Source organism: Streptomyces sp. H39-S7, assembly GCF_027158205.1.
GTDB lineage: Bacteria > Actinomycetota > Actinomycetes > Streptomycetales > Streptomycetaceae > Actinacidiphila.
This window is the reverse complement of the sequence record NZ_JAPVLU010000025.1, coordinates 26,788-50,090: the sequence shown is the minus strand read 5'-3', so window position 1 is coordinate 50,090 and position 23,303 is coordinate 26,788. Positions and strand designations below refer to the sequence as shown.

Below are 23,303 nucleotides of genomic sequence, written 5' to 3'. Positions count from 1 at the left end.
GCATTGCGTCGCAACGGTAGCGCCGACCACTGACAATCACGGTGGATCGTTGTGGACCAGCGCAGACACCGGTGCAGACCGTACAGACTACCCGGACAACCGCCTCCGGTTGAAATCCGGTCGCTAATGCCCTCAATCTGTACACATCGGGTATGAACGGCGCTACGATGCGCCACTGCTCCGTTACGGAGGTGTCCCATGGCACAGCAAGCGGCTCGGACCCATCACCTCACGTTCAACACCGACGGCCAGGCCCATCCCCTGGAGAACACGCTGGTCGCGGTCACCCTGGTCCTCGGTGGCATCGCCATCGTCTCGTCGATCTTCGACTACCTGCACCTGCTCAGTTCCCTGACCGGCCTGGCCGGGATCATCACCGGCGGATACGGGCAATTCATCTCCGTCACCACCGCCGAGCGCTTCGCGCTGATCATCGGGCTCGGCGCGGCCGCGGTCGGCTTCTACCTGGGTATGGCACACGGAGGGTTCTTCGGAAGCTAGCCGGAGAGTTGTCCACAGGGCTGGCGGGGCGGTTCCCCGATCGCAGTAGGCTTCGGCGCAGATAAGACCGCAGCCACAGCGATGGGGAGCGCCCCGCATGAGCTTGACCCTGAGGACCATCAGCCGTGAGCAGCATCTGGCATTTATCCAGAGTCTGCCCTCGGCCAGTCACTGCCAGGTTCCGGCATGGGCGGATGTCAAGAACGAATGGCGCTCCGAGAACCTCGGCTGGTTCGACGACAGGACCGGCCAGATCGTCGGCGCCGGCCTCGTGCTGTACCGGCAGATCCCCAAGCTCAAGCGGTACCTCGCGTACCTGCCCGAGGGCCCGGTCATCAACTGGTACGCGCCGAACCTGGACGAGTGGCTGCAGCCGATGCTGGCGCACCTCAAGCAGCAGGGCGCCTTCACGGTGAAGATGGGTCCGCCCGTCGTCATCCGCCGCTGGGACGCGCCCGCCATCAAGGCCGGTATCTCCGACCCGGACGTCAAGCGGCTGCGGGACGTCGAGGCGACGTTCATCGAGCCCCGCGCCTTCGAGGTGGCCGACCGGCTGCGCCGGATGGGCTGGCAGCAGAACGAGGACGGCGGCGCCGGCTTCGGTGACGTGCAGCCGCGCTACGTCTACCAGGTGCCGCTGGAGAACCGTTCGCTGGACGACATCCTCAAGGGCTTCAACCAGCTGTGGCGCCGCAACATCAAGAAGGCCGAGAAGGCCGGTGTCGAGGTCGTGCAGGGCGGATACGACGACCTCCCGGTCTGGCAGAAGCTGTACGAGGTGACGGCGGAGCGCGACCACTTCCGGCCCCGCCCGCTGTCGTACTTCCAGCGGATGTGGACCTCGCTCAACAACGAGGACCCCAACCGGATGCGGCTCTACCTGGCCGTGCACGAGGGCGAAGCGGTGGCCGCGGCCACCATGCTGATCGTCGGCGGGCACGTCTGGTACTCCTACGGCGCCTCCGCGAACCACAAGCGGGAGGTCCGGCCGTCCAACGCGATGCAGTGGCGGATGCTCAGGGACGCCTACGCCCTCGGGGCGAGCGTGTACGACCTGCGCGGCATCAGCGACTCCCTCGACGAGACGGACCACCTGTTCGGCCTGATCCAGTTCAAGGTGGGCACGGGCGGGCAGGCAGCCGAATACTTGGGCGAGTGGGATTTCCCCCTCAACAAACTGCTCCACAAGGCACTCGACATCTACATGTCCCGCCGCTGACCGGCGAGCAGACGAAGGAAAGGTCCTGACCAGGCCATGGCGCTCACCCTGTATGTCGACACCGCACGCTGGCGTGCGCACCAGCAGTCCGTGGCCGAGCAGTTCCCGGGCATAGTCCCGGTCTGCAAGGGCAATGGCTACGGCTTCGGCCACGAGCGGCTCGCCGACGAGGCGACCCGGCTCGGCAGCGACATGCTCGCGGTCGGCACGACCTACGAGGCCGCCAGGATCAAGGACTGGTTCGGCGGGGACCTCCTGGTCCTCACCCCGTACCGGCTCGGCGAGGAGCCGGTGCCGCTGCCGGACCGTGCGATCCGGTCGGTGTCCTCCGTCGAGGGTGTGCGCGGGCTGGTGGGCGCGCGGGTCGTCATCGAGGTCATGAGCAGCATGAAGCGCCATGGCGTCGCCGAGGACGACCTGGTCAAGCTGCACGCCGCCATCGACGACGTACGGCTGGAGGGCTTCGCCATCCACCTGCCGCTGGACCGGACCGACGGGTCCGACGCGGTGGAGGAGGTCTTCGGCTGGATGGAGCGGCTGCGCGCCGCCCGGCTCCCGCTGCACACGATGTTCGTCAGCCACCTCAAGGCCCATGAACTCGGCCAGCTGCAGCAGCAGTTCCCGCAGACCAAGTTCCGCGCCCGGATCGGCACCCGCATGTGGCTCGGCGACCACGACGCCACCGAGTACCGCGGCGCGGTCCTGGACGTCACCCGCATCGCCAAGGGCGAGCGCTACGGATACCGCCAGCAGAAGGCCTCCGACGACGGCCACCTGATCGTCGTCGCGGGCGGGACGTCCCACGGGGTCGGTCTCGAGGCGCCCAAGGCCCTGCACGGCCTGATGCCCCGCGCCAAGGGCGTCGCACGGGCCGGCCTGGCCACCGTCAACCGCAACCTGTCGCCGTTCGTGTGGGCCGGCAAGCAGCGGTGGTTCGCGGAGCCCCCGCACATGCAGGTCTCCATCCTGTTCCTCCCCAACGACGTCGCCCCGCCGGCGGTCGGTGACGAGCTGGTGGCGCACCTGCGGCACACCACCACCCAGTTCGACCGCGTCCTGGACCGCTGAGCCGCCGCGGGAGGCCGCTCAGCCGCCCGTAGCGGTTCCACCCTCCGTGGAGGGCTGTCCGGCCGGCTCGCGCCGTTCCACGCCCCACTGCACCGGCGTCCCCGCGAAGGGCGCCGCGTGCCGCGGTTCGTGGGCCCGGCCGAGCACGAAGACGTCCGGCGCGCCGTCCAGCACGCCGCCGGACGGGTCGTCCTCGCCGTCCCAGCGCACCGCGTCGCGTTCCGGCAGCAGGATGTCCCGCACCACCACTCCGCACAGGTAGAGCGTGCCGAGGACGTGGACGACGATCGCCAGGTGGTAGCCGTCCTGGGGCAGCCCGTGGTGCTTGTTGCCGCCCGTCACGTAGGCGAGCTGCATCCAGATGCCCAGGAAGTACAGGACCTGGGAGCCCTGCCACACCAGGAAGTCCCGCCAGCGGGGCCTGGCGAGTACGGCCAGGGGCAGCAGCCACAGCACGTACTGGGGCGAGTAGACCTTGTTGGCGATCACTACGGCGGCCACGACGAGGAAGGCGAGCTGCGCGAAGCGCGGGCGCCGTGGCGCGTACAGCGCGAGCCCCGCGACGGCCGCGCAGAGCAGCAGCATCAGCGCGACGGCGTACGCGTTGACGCCGTCGAGCGGCCGGCCGGTCTGCTGGCTGACCACCAGCCAGATGGAGCCGTAGTCGATCCGGCGGTCCTGGCTGAACGAGTAGAACTTCGCCCAGCCGTCGCGTGCCAGGAGGATCACCGGCAGGTTGACCACCAGCCAGGCGCCCACCGCACCCGCCGCGGCCGTCCAGAAGGCCCTCAGCCGCCCCGCCCGCAGGCAGAGCACGAACAGGGCGCCCAGCAGCAGGAGCGGGTAGAGCTTGGCGGCGGTGGCCAGGCCGAGCAGGATGCCGGCCGCCAGCGGACGGCTGCGGGACCACATCAGCATCGCTCCCGCGGTGAGCGCCACCGCGAACAGGTCCCAGTTGATGGTGGCGCTCAGCGCCAGCGCGGGGGAGAGCGCGACGAGCAGGGCGTCCCACGGGCGCCGCCGGTGGGTGCGCGCGACGCACACCACGAGGACCACGGCGCAGATCATCAGCATGCCCGCGTTGATCAGCCAGTAGACCTGCTCGCGGTGCTGCTCGGTGCCGCCGTCCGGGGTGAACCAGGACGCGGCCTCCATGAAGAGGCCGGTCAGGACCGGGTACTCCAGATAGTGGAAGTCGGTGGAGATCTCGTCCGGGATCCGGTCGAAGTACGGCACGATCCCGGTGGAGAAACCGCGACCGCCGAACAGGTGCGGGATGTCGGAGTAGCAGGCGTGGGCGTACTGCGCGTCGCCCGGCTGGAACCAGGCGCTGTTGTAGCAGGGCAGCTTCTGCGCCATCCCGAGCGCGAACATGCCGATGACCACGATCACCAGGACCCGCAGCGGGTTCCACCAGCGGTGTCCGCCGGTCTCCGCCCGTCGTCCCAGCGGTCCGCCGATGACCTCGCTGGCGGATTCGGCCACCGGATCCTCGTCGGTCGGTGGCACGAGGGCCTCCAGGTGGTCTTCTTCGCGCACGCTCGTCATGCCGGACATCCTGCCGCATGGCCCCGGAAGGCAAGAGGCCGCGGAGGGCATTGGCCCTCCGCGGCCCCGGCCGCACTACTCAGCGCTCATCCGTCAGTCGGCGGAATCATTGTTGTTGTTCCCCCCGCCACCGCCGTTGCCGGGACGGGTCGGGGTGGTGGTGGCCGACGGCGACGTACTGCCGCCCCCAGGGGTCGTCGGGTGGTTGCAGTTCCAGTCGAACGGCGAGCAGGGCGTCGTCGGCGTGCCGGTCGGCGTGCCGGTCGGCGACGTGGGCGCCGTCGTCGTGGGCGTCGTCGGAGCCTTGGTCGTCGTCGACTGCGTCGGCGTGGGCGTCGTCTGGCTCGGCGTGGGCGTCGGGCTGGTGCCGGGGGCGTACACGATCTCGCCCGGATCGCTCGACGGCTCGGTGAACTCCTGCTTCGGGGTGCCCTTGAGCGCCTGGCCCATGTAGTCGTGCCAGATCTGCGCCGGGAACGAGTTACCGTGCATCTTCGCCTTGCCGGCAGTCCCGTACATCGACAGGAAGCCCTTGCCGGTGGCCTTGTCGTCCAGGCGCCACATACCGATCGAGGTCGACAGGGTCGGCGTGTAACCGACGAACCAGGCCGACTTGTTGTCGTCGGTGGTTCCGGTCTTGCCCGCGGACTCCCGTCCGTCGTCGAGCCTCGCCGGCTTGCCGGTGCCCTTCGTGACCACTCCCTGCAGCACGTCGGTGACGGTGTCGGCGACGTTCGCCTCGAAGGCGATCTTGGACTTCTTCTCGTGCTTGTAGATCTGCGCACCGTCCTTCACCACGGAGGTGACGGAGTACGGGTCGTTCTGCGTACCGTGCGCGGCGAACGTCGCGTAGGCCCCGGCCATCCGGATCGCGCTGGGCGACGAGGTGCCGATCGAGTACGTGACGCTGTTCTTGTAGTCCTCCAGGCCGTTCTTCGGCGTGGACAGCAGACCCGCCGCGATCGCGGCGTCATGGACCTTGTCCGTGCCGACGTTCATACCGAGCTGGACGTAGGGGGAGTTCATGGACTTCTCCATGGCCTCACGCAACGTGACCTTCGCCTCGGACTCGCCGTCGTCGTTCGGCTGCTTCCACGGCTTCTTGGTGTCCCCGTTGATCCAGGGCTCGCCGTTGTAGGTGTTGATCTCCAGGTCGTTCTTGCCGCTGAAGACGCTCTTCGGCGAGACCTTGGTGCGCTCGTCGTCGCTCTGCTCCGGTTGGCCCTTGGGGTCGCGCGCGCCGTGTGTCATCGCGGCGGCAAGGACGAACGGCTTGAAGGTCGATCCGACCTGGGCGCCGGTCTCGTTCGCGTTGTTCGTGAAGTGCTGCACGGCGTCGGTACCGCCGTAGATGGCGACGATCTTGCCGTCCTTGGGATCGACCGAGGCGCCGCCGAACTCCACGAACTTGTCGACGAAGCCGCCGTCCTTGTCCAGGGTCGTGTTCTTCCCCGAGGTGTCCTTACGGGTGTCCGGCTTCAGGTTCTTGTCGCGGACCGCCTTGATCGACGCCTCCAGCTCCGCCACCTTCTTCTTGTTGAAGGTGGTGTGGATCTGGTAGCCGCCCTGGGCCAGGTCGTTCGACGTGACCTTGAGGCCGGTGCTGTTGACGACGTAGGACTTGGCGAGGCTCACCAGGTAGCCGATCTGCCCGGCCATCTGCGCGTTCTTCTTCACCGGGCCCGGCATCGGGTATTCCGTGAACTTCGCGCGATCCGCGGGGGACAGGCGGCCGTCCGTGACCTCCTCGTCGAGGATCCACTTCCAGCGCTTCATGGAGTTGGCCTTGTTGGCCTCGGGAGTCGCGCGCGAGTCGATGTCCACCGCGCCCGCAGGGTCGTAGTACGTCGGGCCCTTGAGCAGCGCTGCCAGGAACGCGCACTGACTCGCGTCGAGGTTCACGGCGTCGACACCGTAGTACGTCCGGGCCGCGGCCTGGATGCCGTAGGCGCCCCGCCCGTAGTACGAGGTGTTCAGGTAGCCGGCCATGATCACCGGCTTCTTCACACTGGCGCCGACCTTTATGGAGATGAACAGCTCTTTGAACTTACGGGTGACCGTCTGCGACTGGTCGAGCCGGGAGTTCTTGACGTACTGCTGGGTGATCGTCGAACCACCCTGCACCTCGCCGCCGGTGGCCATGTTCTTGAGAGCGCGGGCAATACCCAGGGGGTCGACGCCGCTGTCGCTCTCGAAGGTCTTGTTCTCCGCGGAGATGACCGCGTTCTGCATCGCCCGCGGGATCTGGTCGATTTTCACGTTCTGGCGGTTGATCTCCCCGCCGGTCGCGATCATCGGGGTGTTGTCGTCCCAGTAGTAGACGTTGTTCTCCGCCTTGGCGGCGAGGTTCTCGTCCGGAATCTGCACCATCGCGTACGCGATGCCCGCGATTCCGACCAGCGTTCCGAAGAACGCGATCGTCAGCGATGTGACCTGCTTCCAGGACGGCATCCAGTGCCGCCACCCGGTCTTGCCCCAGCGCGGGTAGTCGATGAAGCGCTTCTTCGGGGGGCGAGCGGGTCCACGGCCGCCGGGGCCACTGCCACTGCCGCCACCACCGGTCCTGCGGCGACCGCCGCCACCGGCGCCGCCCGCACCCTCCGCGGCACCTGCGCCCTCGGAGGCGTTCTCCGCACGGCGGCGTCCGCCCTGCCCGGCGCGGCGCGCGGCCGCGCGGCCGGGGTAGGAAGCCCCGTCAGCGGCGGAACCGCCCGGGGACGGTTCCTGCGAGGGCGAGTTGGCGGCGCGCCGGCCACCGGAAGTCGGCGGCGTCGATTGCTGCTGCGCTCCGCGCCGGGCGGCTGCGCGGCCGCCGCCGGGCGACTGCGGCGGCTTGCGACGGTGATCGCTCATGAACAGCTACTCCTAGAACAGGCGGGATCGCCTGAAGGCGGCAATGAATATCCGTGGGTCCCCCTGAGCGCGGCAGTGTCAGGCCGCACTGCACCCAGGACCAAGACGCTCACGCGCGTCACAGGGTTCCCGGTGCTCTGCATGGCGAACAGAGTACGCAGGCTCAAAAGCCCTGTGACACCAACCTTCGCCACATAACGGGCACCTGGGCCTTCACAGGTTTCCCGATGTGACACCGGTCACCGCGGGCCGCCTTGCCAGATAGATCAAGCCGTTCTATCGTCGCGATGTATCGACTCGATACATCGGGTCGGCACAAGCACCACCAGACACCGGGACGGCCCGGGTTCAGCGGTGGCCAGGACGGAGAGGCGGGGGCTGTGAGCAAGCGCTCCGGAATCCTCGAATTCGCTGTCCTCGGCCTACTGCGCGAATCCCCGATGCACGGTTACGAGCTGCGCAAGCGGCTCAACACCTCGCTCGGTGTGTTCCGTGCGTTCAGCTACGGCAGTTTGTATCCCTGCCTGAAGACGCTGGTCGCCCAGGGCTGGTTGATCGAGGAGGCGGTTCCGGACGTGGATCCGCTGGCTGCCCCCCTCGTCGGCCGCCGGGCGAAGATCGTCTACCGGCTGACCACGGCGGGCAAGGAGCACTTCGAGGAACTCCTCGCCCACTCAGGGCCGGACGCATGGGAGGACGAGCACTTCGCGGCTCGTTTCGCCTTCTTCGGCCAGACGTCGCGGGACGTCCGGATGCGCGTCCTCGAGGGGCGGCGCAGCCGCCTCGAGGAACGCCTGGACAAGATGCGCGCGTCATTGGTGCGCACCCGTGAACGGCTCGACGACTACACGCTCGAGCTGCAACGGCACGGCATGGAATCGGTGGAGCGCGAGGTCCGCTGGCTCAACGAGCTGATCGAGACCGAGCGCAACGGGCGCACCACGCGCCCGTCCGCCGAGCAGGACGACAACACACAAGACCGCAACACTCAAGAACATGGCGGCCAACCCGGAGACCGGGGAACCGCGTGACGATTACACAGGGAGCAACCGTGGGTTCGGTTCGCGTAGCCATTGTTGGCGTGGGCAACTGCGCCGCGTCGCTGGTGCAGGGTGTCGAGTACTACAAGGACGCCGACCCGAACGGCCGCGTGCCTGGCCTCATGCACGTGCAGTTCGGCGACTACCACGTGCGTGACGTCGAGTTCGTGGCCGCCTTCGATGTCGACGCGAAGAAGGTAGGCCTCGACCTCGCGGACGCCATCGGCGCCAGCGAGAACAACACCATCAAGATCTGCGACGTTCCGCAGAGTGGTGTCACCGTCGAGCGCGGTCACACCCACGACGGCCTCGGCAAGTACTACCGCGAGACCATCGAGGAGTCCGACGCGGCCCCGGTCGACATCGTCAAGATCCTCAAGGACCGCCAGGTCGACGTTCTCGTCTGCTACCTGCCCGTCGGTTCCGAGGTCGCCGCGAAGTTCTACGCGCAGTGCGCCATCGACGCCAAGGTCGCGTTCGTCAACGCTCTCCCGGTCTTCATCGCCGGCACCAAGGAGTGGGCGGACAAGTTCACCGAGGCGGGCGTGCCGATCGTCGGGGACGACATCAAGTCCCAGGTCGGCGCCACGATCACGCACCGCGTGATGGCGAAGCTCTTCGAGGACCGCGGTGTCCTCCTCGAGCGCACCATGCAGCTGAACGTCGGCGGCAACATGGACTTCAAGAACATGCTCGAGCGTGACCGCCTCGAGTCGAAGAAGATCTCGAAGACGCAGGCCGTCACCTCGCAGATCGACCGCGACCTGGGTGCCGACAACGTGCACATCGGCCCGTCGGACTACGTGGCGTGGCTCGACGACCGCAAGTGGGCCTTCGTCCGCCTCGAGGGTCGCGCCTTCGGTGACGTTCCGCTGAGCCTGGAGTACAAGCTCGAGGTCTGGGACTCCCCGAACTCGGCCGGTGTCATCATCGACGCCGTGCGCGCCGCGAAGATCGCCCTGGACCGCGGTATCGGTGGCCCGATCCTCTCGGCGTCCTCGTACTTCATGAAGTCCCCGCCGGTGCAGTACTTCGACGACGAGGCCCGTGACAACGTCGAGAAGTTCATCAAGGGCGAGGTCGAGCGCTGAGCCGAACCGGCTCGGACTCGTCGGCCCATCGGCACGCAACCGCTGATGGCCGCTGAGTCGTTGATCACGTACGACGCGTAGCCGTCAGGCCCCGGGTGTTGCACCCGGGGCCTGACGCGTCATGTGAGGCTGTGCCCATGGCTGTTGTGCGCGATCTCCGCGTGCTGCTGCGGCTGCGCGACTTCCGGCGGCTGCTCGCGGTGCGCCTGCTGTCCCAACTCTCCGACGGCGTCTTCCAGGTCGCGCTCGCCACGTATGTCGTCTTCTCACCCGAGAAGCAGGCGTCCCCCGCCGCCATCGCCTCCGCGATGGCGGTGCTCCTGCTGCCGTACTCCCTGCTGGGGCCCTTCACCGGGGTCCTGCTGGACCGCTGGCGGCGGCGCCAGGTCCTGCTGCACTGCAACCTGCTGCGCGCGGTGCTGTCCTGCGGCACGGCCGCGCTGATCCTGGCCCACGTCCCGGACTGGCTGTTCTACCTGTCGGCGCTGTCCGTCACCGCCGTGAACCGCTTCGTCCTGGCGGGGCTGTCGGCCGCGCTGCCGCGCGTCGTGGACCGGGAGCGGCTCGTGATGGCCAACTCGCTGTCGCCGACCGCGGGGACGCTGGCGGCGACAGCCGGCGGCGGTCTCGCCTTCCTCGTCCACCTCGGCCTCGCCAAGGGCGCCGGAGCCGACGCGACGGTGGTGCTGCTCGCCGCGTTCGTCTACCTCTGCGCGGGCCTGGCCGCCCTCGCACTCGACCGCGATCTGCTCGGTCCCGATCCGGATCTCGTGCAGCCGCGGCTGGCCACGGCGCTGACCGGCACCGTGCACGGACTCGCCGAGGGGCTGCGCCATCTGCGCGGCCGCCCTGCCGCGGTGCGCGCCATGGCCGCCATGACGGCCCTGCGTTTCTGCTACGGCGCGCTCACCGTCGTCCTGCTGATGCTGTGCCGCTACGCCTGGAACACCGGGTCGGACAGTCCGGGGGACGACGGCAGCGGCGGACTGGCCCTGCTCGGGCTGGCGGTGGGCGTCTCGGGCGCGGGCTTCTTCGCCGCCGCGGTGATCACGCCCTGGGCCACCACCCGCTTCGGCACCGCCGGCTGGATCACGGTCTGTGCCGGGTCCGCCGCCGTGCTCCTCCCGCCGCTGGCCCTGCCGTTCGACCCCGCGCCCATGCTGGTCGCCGCCTTTGCCCTGGGCATCTGCACCCAGGGCGCCAAGATCGCCACCGACACCGTCGTCCAGTCCTCGATCGACGACGCCTACCGGGGGCGGGTCTTCTCGCTGTACGACGTGGCCTTCAACGTCGCCTTCGTCGGCGCGGCGGCCGTTGCCGCCGTGATGCTTCCGCCGGACGGCCGGTCCGCTCTCCTGGTGGCCCTGCTGGCCCTGCTGTACGCGGTGGTGGCCCTGGCGATGCTCCGTGTCAGGGCTCTCCAGTAGTGTTCGCCCGTTCTTACCTCGCTCATACATCCCAATCGGGGGACACCCATGACCACTCCACCGCCACCGCCGGGCCAGCAGGGCGGCAACCCTTACGGGCAGCCGCAGCCTCCCCAGGGCGGCAACCCGTACGGCCAGCAGCCTCCGCAGGGTGGCAACCCCTTCGGGCAGCAGGGCGGCGCCTACCCGCCGCCTGGCGCGTTCCCCCCGCCCGGCTCCTTCCCGCCGCCGGCCCCGCCGCGCCGCTCGAAGGGCAAGGTCGTCCTGATCGTCGTGGGCGCCGTCGTCGTCCTCGCCGGCATCGTCGGCAGCTACATATCCAGCCAGGACGACGCCGACACGGCCGCGGTGGGCGACTGCATGCACCGCGGGAGCTCCAGCAACAGCAACCCCGACCTGGAAGTCGTCGCCTGCACGGACTCCAAGGCGCAGTACAAGGTCCTGGCCAAGATCAGTGGCGAGTTCAGCAAGACGGAAGCCGACACGAAGTGCACGGCCGCGGCCAAGGACTTCCGGTACGCCTACACCGAGACCGGCAAGGGCAAGAACTTCCTGCTCTGCCTGACGGACAAGTAGTCCGCCGACCCCTCTCACGTACCCAGGGGCGATGTTCCACGTGGAACATCGCCCCTGGTGTCGTTTCGGCACCGCGATGTTCCACGTGGAACATCGCGGCTACCGCACGGTCAGCCCTGTGCCGCCCACCACGCCTTCAGAGCGGCGGTCGCGTCCTCCTCGGACATCGGGCCGTTCTCCAGCCGCAGCTCCAGCAGGAACTGGTAAGCCTTGCCGATCACCGGGCCGGGGCGGACATCCAGGATCTGCATGATCTGGTTGCCGTCGAGGTCCGGGCGGATCGAATCGAGCTCCTCCCGTTCCTGGAGCTCTCCGATTCGCTCCTCCAGCCCGTCGTACGTACGGGAGAGCGCCGCAGCCTTGCGCTTGTTCCGCGTCGTGCAGTCGGACCGGGTGAGCTTGTGCAGCCGGTCCAGCAGCGGGCCCGCGTCCCGTACGTAGCGCCGGACGGCGGAGTCCGTCCACTCACCGGTGCCGTACCCGTGGAACCGCAGGTGCAGCTCGACGAGGCGCGAGACGTCCTTGATCATGTCGTTGGGGTACTTGAGCTTGGCCATCCTGGCCTTGGTCATCTTCGCGCCCACCACCTCGTGGTGGTGGAAGGAGACCCGGCCGTCCGACTCGAAGCGCCGGGTCCGCGGCTTGCCGATGTCGTGCAGCAGCGCGGCCAGCCGCAGGACCAGGTCGGGACCGTCCTGCTCCAGGTCGATGGCCTGCTCCAGGACGGTCAGCGAGTGCTCGTAGACGTCCTTGTGCCGGTGGTGCTCATCGCGCTCCAGGCGCAGCGCCGAGAGCTCCGGCAGCACGCGCTCGGCGAGCCCGGTGTCGACCAGCAGCCGCAGGCCCTTGCGCGGGTTGTCCGAGAGGATGAGCTTGTTCAGCTCGTCCCGGACCCGCTCCGCCGAGACGATCTCGATACGGTCCGCCATCGCCGTCATGGCGGCGACGACCTCGGGAGCGACCTCGAAGTCGAGCTGCGCCGCGAAACGCGCCGCGCGCATCATCCGCAGCGGGTCGTCGGAGAAGGAGTCCTCCGGTGTGCCGGGAGTGCGCAGCAGCCGTGCGGCCAGGTCGTCCAGGCCGCCGTACGGGTCGACGAAGACGCTTCCAGGCAGCGCGACAGCCATCGCGTTGACCGTGAAGTCCCGGCGGACCAGATCCTCCTCGATGGTGTCGCCGTAGGAGACCTCGGGCTTGCGGGAGGTCCGGTCGTAGGCCTCCGACCGGTAGGTGGTGACTTCGACCTGGAAGCCGTCCTTCCTGCACCCGACGGTGCCGAAGGCGATACCGACCTCCCACACCGCCTCCGCCCAGGGGCGAATGATCTTCAGCACCTGTTCCGGGCGGGCGTCGGTCGTGAAGTCCAGGTCGTTGCCGAGCCTGCCGAGCAGGGTGTCACGCACCGAGCCGCCGACGAGGGCGAGCTTGAAGCCGGCTTCCTGGAAGCGCCGGCCGAGGTCTTCGGCGACCGGCGCGACCGTGTGAGGGGCCTGCTGGGTCTGGGGGTCATTGTTGGCATTCGGCACAACGCAAAAGGGTACGTGGCCGCGGGCCTCCCGGCCTCCTCGTTATGCCGCAGCGCCGCATGGAGCAGTCCGCAGCACTTTGCCTCTCGCTCGATCGTTAACATGCCAGGACGCACATCCGATTGACGACAGGACGGGCAAACGAGTGGGCGAGGCGGCACAGTCATCCGGTACACCCACGGCTCGTCCGCGGCGGCTACGCCGCGCGGCCGCGCTGATCGCCGGGGCGTCCCTCTTCGCGGGCCTGCTGCAGGTGCACACCGCACCCGCCGCCAGTGCCGCGGCGCCCGGTACCGGATCACGGACCGCCCAGGTCTCCGTGGAGTCCCTGGACCCCCTCACTCCGGCCAAGGACGGCACGATCACCGTAGAGGGCACCGTCACGAACACCGGCCGGGGCACGATCACCCATGCCGAGGCCGGACTGCGGCTCTCTTCCAGCAGCCCGCTGACGAGCCGCAGTGCGATCAGCTCCGCTGCCGCCCGCACCGGGTCCACCGGTGACGACGGCAGCCTGATCACCGAGCACACGGCCAAACTGGCGGACATCCCGTCCGGCACGAGCAGCCCCTTCTCCCTGAAGGTGCCCGTGAGCGCCCTGGAGCTGGGTGCTGACGGCGTCTACCAGCTGGGGGTCACCCTCAACGGCCAGACCCCCGAGGAGGCGTACAACCACATCCTGGGGATCCAGCGGACGTTCCTCCCCTGGTACGCGAAGGCCGAGGCCAAGCCGACGCAGTTCACCTTCCTGTGGCCGCTGACCGACCGGCCGCACCTGGCCGTGCGCAGCGACACCGACGACCAGCAGAGCCCGATCTTCCTCGACGACGACCTCGCGGCGGATCTCGCCCCCGGCGGCCGGCTGCAGGAGCTCGTGGAGCTGGGCAAGACCCTCCCCATCACCTGGGTCGTCGATCCCGACCTGCTCGCCACCGTCGACTTCATGACCCGTAGCTACCGGGTGCTGGGTCCGAACGGTGACATCGCGCACACGACGCCCGGCACGGGCACCGAGAACGCCAAGCAGTGGCTCAACGACCTGAAGTCCGCGACCGCGGGCCATGAGGTGGTCGCACTGCCTTTCGGCGACACCGACATCGCCTCGATCGCCCATCACGGCAAGGACGTCCCCGCGACCCTCGGCCACCTCAAGACGGCCACCGATCTGGGTGTCAGGACCGTCGACACGATCCTCGGTCTCGATCCGATCGCCAATGTGGCCTGGCCGGCCGACGGCGCCGTCGATCCGTCGATCGTGGACGTCGCCACCGCCGGCGGCGCCGACAAGGTCATCGCGCGCAGCGACAGCTTCGGCGAGACCGGCTCGCTCGACTACACCCCGACGTCCGCCCGGCCGATCAGCGGCGGCACCACGGCGGTAGTCAGCGACGCCGTCCTCTCCAAGGCGTTCCAGGGCGACATGACGGGCGCCTCGGCGTCCGCCCTCGCCGTCCAGGAGTTCCTCTCCCAGACCCTGATGATCACCATGCAGGCGCCGACCAAGCAGCGCAGCATCGTCGTCGCCCCCCAGCGCATGCCCACCGCGTCCCAGGCCCAGGAGATGGCCCGGGGCATCACCGCGGTCGGCCACAGCCCCTGGGCGCAGACGATCAGCTTCGACGCGGCAACCAGGGCCACCGCCGACCCGCTCGCCAACCAGAAGGTGCCGGGGACATCGGCCTACCCCGACTACCTGCGCAAGCAGGAGATCAACACCAGCGCGTTCCAGGACATCCAGCGGACGCAGGGCCAGCTCAACGGGTTCACGGTGATCCTCAGCCGCAAGGACCGGGTCACCGTCCCCTTCACCGCCGCGGTCCTGCGCTCGATGTCCAACGCCTGGCGCGGCGATCCCGGCGGCGCCTTGCTGTTCCGTGACTCGATCGGTTCCTATCTCACCGACCTCATGGGCGCGGTGCACATCCTGGACAAGACCAATCTGACCCTGTCCGGGCGCAGTGCCACGATCCCGGTCACCGTGAAGAACGAACTCGGGCAGGCCGTCACCGGCCTGGAACTGCGGCTCACCTCCAGCGCACAGATCCGACTGGACGTCGGCGACCCCCAGCCGGTCACCGTCGAGGGCGGCCACACCCGCTCGCTGAAGTTCCCCACCAAGGCCGGTGCGAACGGCCTGGCCCAGGTGACCGCCCAGCTCTACACCCCGGACGGCGTCAAGTACGGCGATCCGATGTCCTTCAACGTCAAGGTCACCTCGATCACCGACACCGTGATGCTGGTGATCGCCGGCGGCCTGCTGCTCCTCGCCCTGGCCGGCGTGAAGATGTACAACCAGCGCAAGCGCAAAGCGGCCGCCGGAGCCGACGACGATGCCGACGGAGACGGCGGGGACGACGGCCCCGACGCCGCCGGTGACGGCGACGACGCCCCCGATGGCGCGAACGGTGAGGGTGGCGCGGACGGCGCGGAAGAGGGCGGCGGTGCGCACGGGGCCGAAGCCGGGCAGCCGGGTGACCCGGCCCCGGACACCGCACCCGAAAGCACGGAGCCGTCCCCGCCGAGTGAGAAGGTGGACCGATAGCCAGGCCGGGTCCCGACAGCGGACAATCAATAAGGTGGGGCAGATGAACGCGCCGTACGACGGTGACCGCGACCGGGAGACTCCGGCCGGAGATCCGCGCGCACAGGTACCGCCGCCACCCCCTGGCCACCACCAGGTCCCGCCGGATCCCTATCTGCAGAACACCTACGCCTACGATCCGTACCAGCAGCAGGATCCGACCGCGCAGGACCCCGTGGACGAGGCCCTCTACGACCGCGCCGCGCATCCTCCGCCGCAGCCCCCGCCCTACGGGCAGCAGTGGCCCCCGCAGCAGCAGTACCAGATGCCGTACGGCGACGACGCCACCACGCAGTACGTCGGGGTGGACGACCTGGTGACCCATGCGGCCGAGGAACCGCCCCCGTACGACGCGTTCGCGCACCTGTACCGGGACCAGCAGCCGGCCGCGGAGCCCCTCGCGCCCGCCGGGCCGCCCGTCGCGCCCGCGCCGGAGCAGCAGGGGGCTCCGGTGCCCGCGCCCCGCTCCGGCGGCCGTGGCAGCAGCATCCTGAAGTCCAGCGCGCTGATGGCGGCCGGCACGCTGGTGTCCCGCCTGACCGGCTTCGTCCGCACCCTGGTGATCGCCGCGGCGATCGGTGTCGCCACCCTCGGCGACTCCTACGCGGTGGCGATGGTGCTGCCCACGATGATCTACATCCTCACCGTCGGCGGCGGCCTCAACTCCGTCTTCGTCCCCCTGCTCGTCCGCGCGATGAAGGACGACGAGGACGGCGGGACGGCCTTCGCGAACCGGCTGCTGACCCTCGTCATGGTCATCCTCGGCGGCATCGTCGCGCTCACCGTGATCGCGGCCCCGCTGCTGGTCCGCATGATGTCCACGAAGATCGCGGACAACCCGGCCACCTTCGACGTCGCGGTGACCTTCGCCCGCTACTGCCTGCCCACGATCTTCTTCATGGGCGTGCACGTCGTGATGGGCCAGATCCTCAACGCCCGCGGCAAGTTCGGCGCGATGATGTGGACCCCGGTCCTCAACAACATCGTCGTCATCTTCACCTTCGGCATGTTCATCTGGGTCTACGGCTCCTACGGCACCACCAACATGGACGCCACCACGATCTCCCCCGAGGGCATCCAGCTGCTCGGCATCGGCACCCTGCTCGGCCTGGCCGTGCAGTCCATCGCGATGCTGCCCTACCTGCGCGAGGCGGGCTTCAAGTTCCGGCTGCGCTTCGACTGGCGCGGCCACGGACTCGGCCACGCCGCGAAGCTGGCCAAGTGGACGTTCTTCTTCGTCCTCGCCAACCAGGCCGGTCTCATCGTCGTCACCCAGCTCGCCACCTGGGCCGGCTCCGAGGCCGACAAGCTCGGCTTCCAGGGCACCGGCATCACCGCGTACAACAACGCGCTGCTGATCTGGCAGATGCCGCAGGCGATCATCACGGTCTCCGTCATGGCCGCCGTGCTGCCCCGGATCTCCCGCGCCGCCCACGACGGGGACGCACCCGCGGTCCGCGACGACATCTCCTACGGGCTGCGCACGTCGGCCGTGGCCATCGTCCCGGCCGCGTTCGCCTTCCTCGCCCTCGGCGTCCCGATGTGCAGCCTGCTGTACGCCGGCACCGGAACGGACTCGGCGCGCAACATCGGATTCATCCTGATGGCGTTCGGGATCGGACTGATCCCGTTCTCGGTCCAGTACGTCGTGCTGCGTGGCTTCTACGCCTTCGAGGACACGCGCACCCCCTTCTACAACACGGTGATCGTCGCCGCGGTCAACGCCGCCGCGTCCGCGGTCTGCTTCGTCGTGCTTCCCTCCCGCTGGGCCGTCGTCGGTATGGCGTTCTCGTACGGACTGGCCTACGCGGTCGGCGTAGGAGTCGCCGTCAGGCGGCTGCGCACCCGGCTCGGCGGCGATCTCGACGGCAAGCGCATCACCCGGACGTACGCGCGCCTCACCGGCGCCTGCGTCCCGGCCGCCCTGGCCGCCGGAGTCGCCGTCTACGGCATCACCCGGACCCTGGGCAGCGGGGCGTCCGGCTCGCTGGTCTCCCTGGTCATCGGCGGCGCGCTGCTGATCGGCGTCTTCTACATCGCCGCCAAGCGCATGAGGATCGAGGAAATGACCGCGATGGTCGGAATGGTGCGCGGCAGACTCGGCCGCTGATCGAAAGAACGCGGCGGGCAACCTTCGGCTCCCGCCGTGTGTCGTGCATAGAGCTGGACTGTGGGCACAATTGGCCTTGGCTCTGCAGAGGTATCGCGCAACGGATGGGGAGGCAGGAACGACGGTGGCGGATCGGAGTACGGCTGCCGTCGGAGTGGCCAACGAGGGCGGCGAACCGCCGCCCGCCGTCCAGCAGGACGGGGCCACACCCGACGAGACAACGGATCAGGACAACCCCCAGGACGCGCGGGACGAACCACAGGACGAGGCAGCGGAAGAGCACCAGGGCAAGAGCGAGCCGCCGGAACTCCACAGCGGACACACGCTCGCCCGCCGCTACCAGTTGGAGGAGTGCGTCACCCGTCTCGACGGCTTCAGCAGCTGGAGGGCGGTCGACGAGAAGCTGCGGCGTGCCGTCGGCATCCACCTCCTGCCCGCCGACCACCCCAGAGCACGCCAGGTGCTCGCCGCCGCCCGCTCGGCCGCTCTCCTGGGCGATCCCCGGTTCGTCCAGGTCCTCGACGCGGTCGAGGAGAACGAACTCGTCTATGTCATCCACGAATGGCTCCCCGACGCGACCGCGCTCAGCGACAGCCTGACCGCCGGACCGCTGGAGCCCCACGACGCCTACCAGATGGTCAGCCAGGTCTCCCAGGCCATGGCTGCCGCTCACCGCGAGGGGCTGGCTCACCTGCGGCTCAGCCCCGGCTCCGTACTGCGCACCGGCTCCGGGCAGTACCGCATCCGCGGACTGGCCGTCACCGCCGCCCTGCGCGGCCTGAAGTCCGAGCGACCGCAGCGCGAGGACACCCAGGCGATCGGCGCGCTGCTGTACGCCTCGCTCACCCGGCGCTGGCCGTACGAGGAGAACGTGTACGGCCTCACCGGGCTCCCCAAGGACGTCGGGCTCGTCGCGCCCGACCAGGTACGTGCCGGGGTCCACCGCGGGCTGTCCGAGATCGCGATGCGCGCACTCGTCAACGAGGGCGCCACCGCCTCCCGTGAGGAAACCCCCTGCACCACTCCGGAGGAGCTGGCCCGAGCGGTCGCCGGCCTCCCCCGGATCCGGCCCCCCGAGCCCGACATCTCGCCGTACCAGCGCACCACGTACCAGCAGGGCCCCTACCGCCAGGCGCCCGCCACGCCCCGGCCGGCCCCCGCGCCTCCCGCTCCGCCGCCGGCCCTTCCCGGCCGCACCGGCAAGGCACTGAAGTGGGCCGTATCCGCGCTGCTGATCGTCGCGCTCGGTCTGGGCAGCTGGCAGCTCGCCGAGACGCTCATGGGCCGTGAGGCACAGAGCAAGGAGGACTCCGGTACCTCCCAGCGAGCGGGCCAGGATCCCACCAGCACCGCTCCCGGCACGCCGCTGGCCATCTCCTCGGCCGGTGAGTTCTCGCCCCTGGACAAGCCGACCTGGCCCGACAAGGTCCCGCTCGCCATCGACGGCAGGACCGACACCGCCTGGATCACCAGCAACTACAAGGGCCAGTCGAACTTCGGCAATCTCTCCAACCGCATCCAGGGCAGTGGCATCATCGTCGACCTGGGCAGCCGTCGGAAGGTCACCGGCGTCGACGTCACGATGTGGGCGCCAGGACAGACCGTGGAGGTGCTGGCCGCGGCACCGGACGCCTCCCAGCCCACCGCCCTGTCGGCCTTCCCGCAACGGATCTCCCCGGCGTCCAAGGCGGGAAGCACTGTGCGGGTGACCGTCCCCGTACCGGTGGAGACGCGCTACGTTCTGATCCACATCACCGACCTGCCGCCCGAGTCGGGCGGCGGCTTCCGTGGCGGCATCAAGGAGATAAAGGTCCTCGGCACCAGCTGAGCGGCGAACGGGGAGGCGCTTGTGGACGAAGGCAGCAGGCCGGGGGAGGAGGCGGGCGACGCCGAGCTCCTCGCCCGGCACGTCGCGGGAGACCCCGACGCTTTCGGGGAGATCGTCCGCCGCCACCGCGACCGCCTGTGGGCGGTCGCTCTGCGCACCCTGGGGGACCGCGAGGAAGCCGCCGACGCCGTCCAGGACGCTCTGGTGTCCGCCTTCCGTGCCGCCCACACCTTCCGGGGCCAGTCCGCAGTCACGACCTGGCTGCACCGGATCACCGTGAACGCGTGCCTCGACCGGGCGCGCAAGACCGCTTCCCGCCGTACCTCCCCCGTCGTCGACGAGGACCGCTTCGAGACGCTCCTCGAACCGCACGAGTCCGCCGCCGCCCCCGCTGAGCGCGGCGAACTCCACCGCGAACTGGTCACGGCACTGGCCACTCTGCCTCCGGAGCAGCGCGCCGCCCTTGTCCTGGTGGACATGCAGGGCTACCCGGTCGCCGAAGCCGCCGCCGTACTCGATGTGCCGACCGGCACCGTCAAGAGCAGATGCGCTCGCGGCCGTGCACGGCTCCTCCCACTCCTCACTCATCTGCGCGCCGACCAGGGGAGTAACGCGGACCCCAGCCGGGGAAGGAACCGGACGGAGGGGACATCCGTCCCAGAGACGGCAACGGAAAAGGGCGGAGGTGGCCACCAGTGACTTCGACGACGGGGATGGACGCACACCCCGAGGTCTCAGAGATCTCGGACCTGGCCGAAGGCCTCCTTCCACCAGGCCGCTCCGCGGACGTACGCGGCCATCTCGACAGCTGCGAGCTCTGCGCCGACGTGCGCACGTCGCTGGACGAGATCCGCAACCTGCTGGGGACGCTTCCCGGCCCTCCGCGCATGCCCGCGGACATCGCCGGCCGCATCGATGCCGCACTCGCCGCCGAAGCGCTGCTCGACTCGACGGCGCCCGCCGATGTTCCACGTGGAACATCCGGCGCGTCGGCGGCCCGGGAAACTCAGCCTCCCACCGCTGATCGCCCCAGCGGCCACGCTCCGGCCCCGACAGGACCCGGCCGCGGCCACGCCCGCCGCCGCTGGACCAGGACACTGGTCGTCACGGCCTCCACGGTCGCGGTCCTCGGCTTCGGCGGCATCCTGCTGCACTCCCTCGACACGAGCTCGACCCAGCACGACGCCGCCGCCCAGAAGAGCACGGCCACCCAGGGCGCCGCACAGCAGCCGGGAGACTCGGCCGAGGCGAAGAGGGACACCGCGGCCGCCGGCGACCTGCAGACGCGTGTCCGGGAACTCCTGGGGACACCCCTCACCGCCTCGGGCGCCCAGCCGCAGTCCCCGGCGCTCGGCTCCGACACCCCCGCCCTCATGCCGCTGCGCACCCACTCCGTCCCGCTGCCGCCGTGTGTGCGGAACGCCGTCCACCGCTCCGAGCAGCCGCTCGCCTCCGCGCACGAAGCCTACGAGGGCACCGACGCGTACTTGGTGGTCCTTCCCCGCGCCGGTGATCCGGCGCACGTCGACCTGTATGTCGTGGACGCCGCCTGCACCACCGAGCCGGGCCGGGTGCTCCGCCAGGACACGTACGCGCGCTGACGGCGTACTGGTGCGGGAATGCTGGACCCTTAGGATCCGTTAGGCAGGACGAGAGTCCCGCCAGGGCCCCGCAGTAGTCGGTAGAGACGAGGAAGACACCCGTGAGCGACGTCCGTAACGTGATCATCATCGGATCCGGGCCTGCGGGCTACACAGCCGCGCTGTACACAGCGCGTGCCGCCCTGAAGCCGCTGGTCTTCGAGGGATCGGTCACCGCAGGCGGTGCGCTGATGAACACCACCGAGGTGGAGAACTTCCCGGGCTTCCGTGAGGGCATCCTGGGCCCGGACCTCATGGACAACATGCGTGCTCAGGCGGAGCGCTTCGGTGCCGAGCTCGTCCCGGACGACATCGTCGCGGTCGACCTCAGCGGTGACATCAAGACCGTTACCGACACCGAAGGCACCGTCCACCGGGCTAAGGCAGTCATCGTCACCACGGGCTCCCAGCACCGCAAGCTGAACCTCCCCAACGAGGACCAGCTCTCCGGCCGCGGGGTCTCCTGGTGCGCCACCTGTGACGGCTTCTTCTTCAAGGACCAGGACATCGCCGTCATCGGCGGCGGCGACACGGCGATCGAGGAAGCGACCTTCCTCTCCCGCTTCGCCAAGTCCGTGGCGATCGTCCACCGTCGCGACAGCCTGCGTGCTTCGAAGGCCATGCAGGAGCGTGCCTTCGCCGACCCGAAGATCTCGTTCGTGTGGGACAGCGAAGTCGCCGAGATCCACGGCGAGAACAAGCTGAGCGGCCTGACGCTGCGCAGCACCAAGACCGGTGAGACCTCGGAGCTGCCCGTCACCGGGCTGTTCATCGCCATCGGCCACGACCCGCGCACCGAGCTGTTCAAGGGCGTCCTGGAGCTGGACGGCGAGGGGTACCTCACCGTCGACGCGCCCAGCACGCGGACGAACGTCTCCGGTGTCTTCGCCGCCGGTGACGTCGTGGACCACACCTACCGTCAGGCGATCACGGCAGCCGGCACCGGCTGCTCGGCCGCGCTGGACGCCGAACGCTTCCTCGCCGCCCTCGCGGACGCCGAGAAGACCGCCTGACCGTCAAAGACCCTCTCCCCCACACGTATCAAGCCTGAGGAGACTGCCGTGGCCGGCAAGACCAAGATTGTGACCGACGCGACCTTCGCCGAGGAGGTCCTCGCCAGCGACAAGCCCGTGCTGGTCGACTTCTGGGCCGAGTGGTGCGGCCCGTGCCGGCAGATCGCCCCCTCCCTGGAGGCGATCGCCGAGGAGCACGCCGATGACATCACCATCGTGAAGCTCAACATCGACGAGAACCCGGTCACCGCCGCCAAGTACGGCGTGATGTCGATCCCGACGCTCAACGTCTACAAGGGCGGCGAGGTCGTGAAGACCATCGTGGGCGCCAAGCCGAAGGCCGCCATCAAGCGCGACCTCGCGGACTTCATCGGCGACACCGTCTGAGACGACGCCGTGCGGCGTTCCGCCGTTCGCTGTTCCACGTGGAACGGGCCCGCTCCTCGAAGGAGCGGGCCCGTTGGCGTTCCGGGGTGCCGAGGCGCCTCACAGCGGCCTGAGAATCGGCTCCTTCTGCACTGCTCCCAGCAGTCGGTCGATCGCCATCTCGACGTCTTCCTTCCAGGAGATCGTCGATCGCAGTTCCAGCCGCAGCCGGGGATAGCGCGGATGGGCGCGTACCGTCTTGAAACCCACCGCCAGGAGGTGGTCGGCGGGCAGGACGCATCCCGGCTCGGCCCACTTTGCGTCGCCGAACGCCTCGATCGCCTTGACTCCGCGCCGCACCAGATCTTTGGCGACGGTCTGCACCAGAACCCGCCCGATGCCCTGCCCCTGGTACCCGGGCATGATCCTGGCGGTCATCAGCTGCACGGCGTCCGGTGACACCGGGCTGGTGGGGAAAGCCATCGAGCGCGGGACGTACGCCGGTGGCGCGTAGAGAACGAAGCCGGCCGGGACGTCGTCGACGTAGACCACCCGGCCGCACGAACCCCACTCCAGCAGGACTGCGGAGATCCACGCCTCTTTTTCCAGCTCCGGCTTGCCCGCCTGGACGGCGGCCTCACCGCTTACCGGATCGAGTTCCCAGAAGACGCACGATCTGCAGCGCTTGGGGAGATCCGAGAGGTTGTCCAACGTGAGCGGAACGAGCCGACGCCCCATATGGCCAGGCCCTCATTTCTGTCGCGAACCAAACTGCCCACGAATCCCCCCACCGCCCCCAAGCCCAGTCCCGCGGCCACGAGAGCGGCCATGTGACGCTCGTGCTCCAGTCCGACTTTCGCCGCACGCATGGGCTTCCCTCCCCAGAGAGGCTCCCTACTTCTTTGCATCGTAGTCT

Annotated in this window: 18 protein-coding genes; 14 read left to right on the top strand and 4 right to left on the bottom strand. The window is 69.2% G+C overall.

Annotation, left to right across the window (positions count from 1 at the left end; genetic code table 11):
* The first annotated feature begins 198 nt into the window (after nucleotides 1-198).
* From O3X23_RS23965 to O3X23_RS23955, 3 genes are all read left to right on the top strand, one after another.
* Nucleotides 199-501 (top strand): hypothetical protein, encoded by a 303-nt coding sequence (locus O3X23_RS23965; protein ID WP_269273559.1) that lies wholly within the window; start codon nucleotides 199-201, stop codon nucleotides 499-501.
* 97 nt (nucleotides 502-598) lie between these two features.
* Nucleotides 599-1,720 carry a lipid II:glycine glycyltransferase FemX gene (locus O3X23_RS23960; RefSeq protein ID WP_250990428.1) on the top strand — a complete coding sequence of 374 codons (1,122 nt, stop codon included), beginning with the start codon at nucleotides 599-601 and terminating at the stop codon, nucleotides 1,718-1,720.
* 36 nt (nucleotides 1,721-1,756) lie between these two features.
* Complete coding sequence (locus tag O3X23_RS23955; protein WP_269273558.1) at nucleotides 1,757-2,788, top strand: alanine racemase; 1,032 nt, start codon at nucleotides 1,757-1,759, stop codon at nucleotides 2,786-2,788.
* An 18-nt stretch (nucleotides 2,789-2,806) separates the two neighbouring features.
* On the opposite strand, the gene O3X23_RS23950 is transcribed toward O3X23_RS23955, so the two are convergent.
* Both O3X23_RS23950 and O3X23_RS23945 read right to left on the bottom strand, forming a co-directional pair.
* Nucleotides 2,807-4,336, bottom strand: a complete 1,530-nt coding sequence (locus tag O3X23_RS23950; RefSeq protein WP_269273557.1) for a glycosyltransferase family 87 protein — start codon at nucleotides 4,334-4,336, stop codon at nucleotides 2,807-2,809.
* Between the two features lie 93 nt (nucleotides 4,337-4,429).
* A complete protein-coding gene (locus O3X23_RS23945; RefSeq protein ID WP_269273556.1) occupies nucleotides 4,430-7,189 on the bottom strand; it encodes a transglycosylase domain-containing protein in 2,760 nt (919 codons plus the stop codon).
* Between the two features lie 380 nt (nucleotides 7,190-7,569).
* Between O3X23_RS23945 and O3X23_RS23940 the strand changes: the two genes are divergently transcribed.
* The 4 genes from O3X23_RS23940 (at nucleotide 7,570) to O3X23_RS23925 (ending at nucleotide 11,323) form a co-directional block, all read left to right on the top strand.
* Nucleotides 7,570-8,220 (top strand): PadR family transcriptional regulator, encoded by a 651-nt coding sequence (locus tag O3X23_RS23940; RefSeq protein ID WP_269273555.1) that lies wholly within the window; start codon nucleotides 7,570-7,572, stop codon nucleotides 8,218-8,220.
* 20 nt (nucleotides 8,221-8,240) lie between these two features.
* Nucleotides 8,241-9,320, top strand: coding sequence for an inositol-3-phosphate synthase (locus O3X23_RS23935; RefSeq protein WP_138351159.1), 1,080 nt, complete (start codon nucleotides 8,241-8,243; stop codon nucleotides 9,318-9,320).
* A gap of 137 nt (nucleotides 9,321-9,457) precedes the next feature.
* Nucleotides 9,458-10,747 (top strand): MFS transporter, encoded by a 1,290-nt coding sequence (locus O3X23_RS23930; RefSeq protein WP_269273554.1) that lies wholly within the window; start codon nucleotides 9,458-9,460, stop codon nucleotides 10,745-10,747.
* A gap of 48 nt (nucleotides 10,748-10,795) precedes the next feature.
* Entirely contained in the window at nucleotides 10,796-11,323 is a 528-nt protein-coding gene (locus tag O3X23_RS23925; protein ID WP_269273553.1) for a proline-rich domain-containing protein, read from the top strand.
* Between the two features lie 110 nt (nucleotides 11,324-11,433).
* On the opposite strand, the gene O3X23_RS23920 is transcribed toward O3X23_RS23925, so the two are convergent.
* The gene (locus O3X23_RS23920) at nucleotides 11,434-12,849 is read right to left on the bottom strand and encodes a CCA tRNA nucleotidyltransferase (RefSeq protein ID WP_269273552.1); all 1,416 of its coding nucleotides are present in this window, start codon (nucleotides 12,847-12,849) and stop codon (nucleotides 11,434-11,436) included.
* Nucleotides 12,850-12,994: 145 nt separating this feature from the next.
* On the opposite strand from O3X23_RS23920, the gene O3X23_RS23915 reads away from it, so the two are divergent.
* From O3X23_RS23915 to trxA, 7 genes are all read left to right on the top strand, one after another.
* Complete coding sequence (locus O3X23_RS23915; protein WP_269273551.1) at nucleotides 12,995-15,391, top strand: DUF6049 family protein; 2,397 nt, start codon at nucleotides 12,995-12,997, stop codon at nucleotides 15,389-15,391.
* Nucleotides 15,392-15,434: 43 nt separating this feature from the next.
* Nucleotides 15,435-17,540, top strand: a complete 2,106-nt coding sequence (murJ, locus tag O3X23_RS23910; RefSeq protein ID WP_269273550.1) for a murein biosynthesis integral membrane protein MurJ — start codon at nucleotides 15,435-15,437, stop codon at nucleotides 17,538-17,540.
* A gap of 124 nt (nucleotides 17,541-17,664) precedes the next feature.
* Nucleotides 17,665-19,368, top strand: a complete 1,704-nt coding sequence (locus tag O3X23_RS23905) for a protein kinase family protein (protein WP_269273549.1) — start codon at nucleotides 17,665-17,667, stop codon at nucleotides 19,366-19,368.
* A 21-nt stretch (nucleotides 19,369-19,389) separates the two neighbouring features.
* Entirely contained in the window at nucleotides 19,390-20,067 is a 678-nt protein-coding gene (sigM, locus tag O3X23_RS23900) for an RNA polymerase sigma factor SigM (protein ID WP_269273548.1), read from the top strand.
* A complete protein-coding gene (locus tag O3X23_RS23895; protein WP_269273547.1) occupies nucleotides 20,064-20,969 on the top strand; it encodes a hypothetical protein in 906 nt (301 codons plus the stop codon). The genes sigM and O3X23_RS23895 overlap by 4 nt, the downstream gene beginning before the upstream one ends.
* 101 nt (nucleotides 20,970-21,070) lie before the next feature.
* Nucleotides 21,071-22,021 carry a thioredoxin-disulfide reductase gene (gene trxB, locus O3X23_RS23890; RefSeq protein ID WP_269273546.1) on the top strand — a complete coding sequence of 317 codons (951 nt, stop codon included), beginning with the start codon at nucleotides 21,071-21,073 and terminating at the stop codon, nucleotides 22,019-22,021.
* Nucleotides 22,022-22,069: 48 nt separating this feature from the next.
* The gene (trxA, locus tag O3X23_RS23885) at nucleotides 22,070-22,408 is read left to right on the top strand and encodes a thioredoxin (protein WP_269273545.1); all 339 of its coding nucleotides are present in this window, start codon (nucleotides 22,070-22,072) and stop codon (nucleotides 22,406-22,408) included.
* A gap of 99 nt (nucleotides 22,409-22,507) precedes the next feature.
* Here the strand turns inward: trxA and O3X23_RS23880 are convergent, their stop codons facing one another.
* A complete protein-coding gene (locus O3X23_RS23880; protein ID WP_269273544.1) occupies nucleotides 22,508-23,125 on the bottom strand; it encodes a GNAT family N-acetyltransferase in 618 nt (205 codons plus the stop codon).
* Nucleotides 23,126-23,303: the final 178 nt, after the last annotated feature.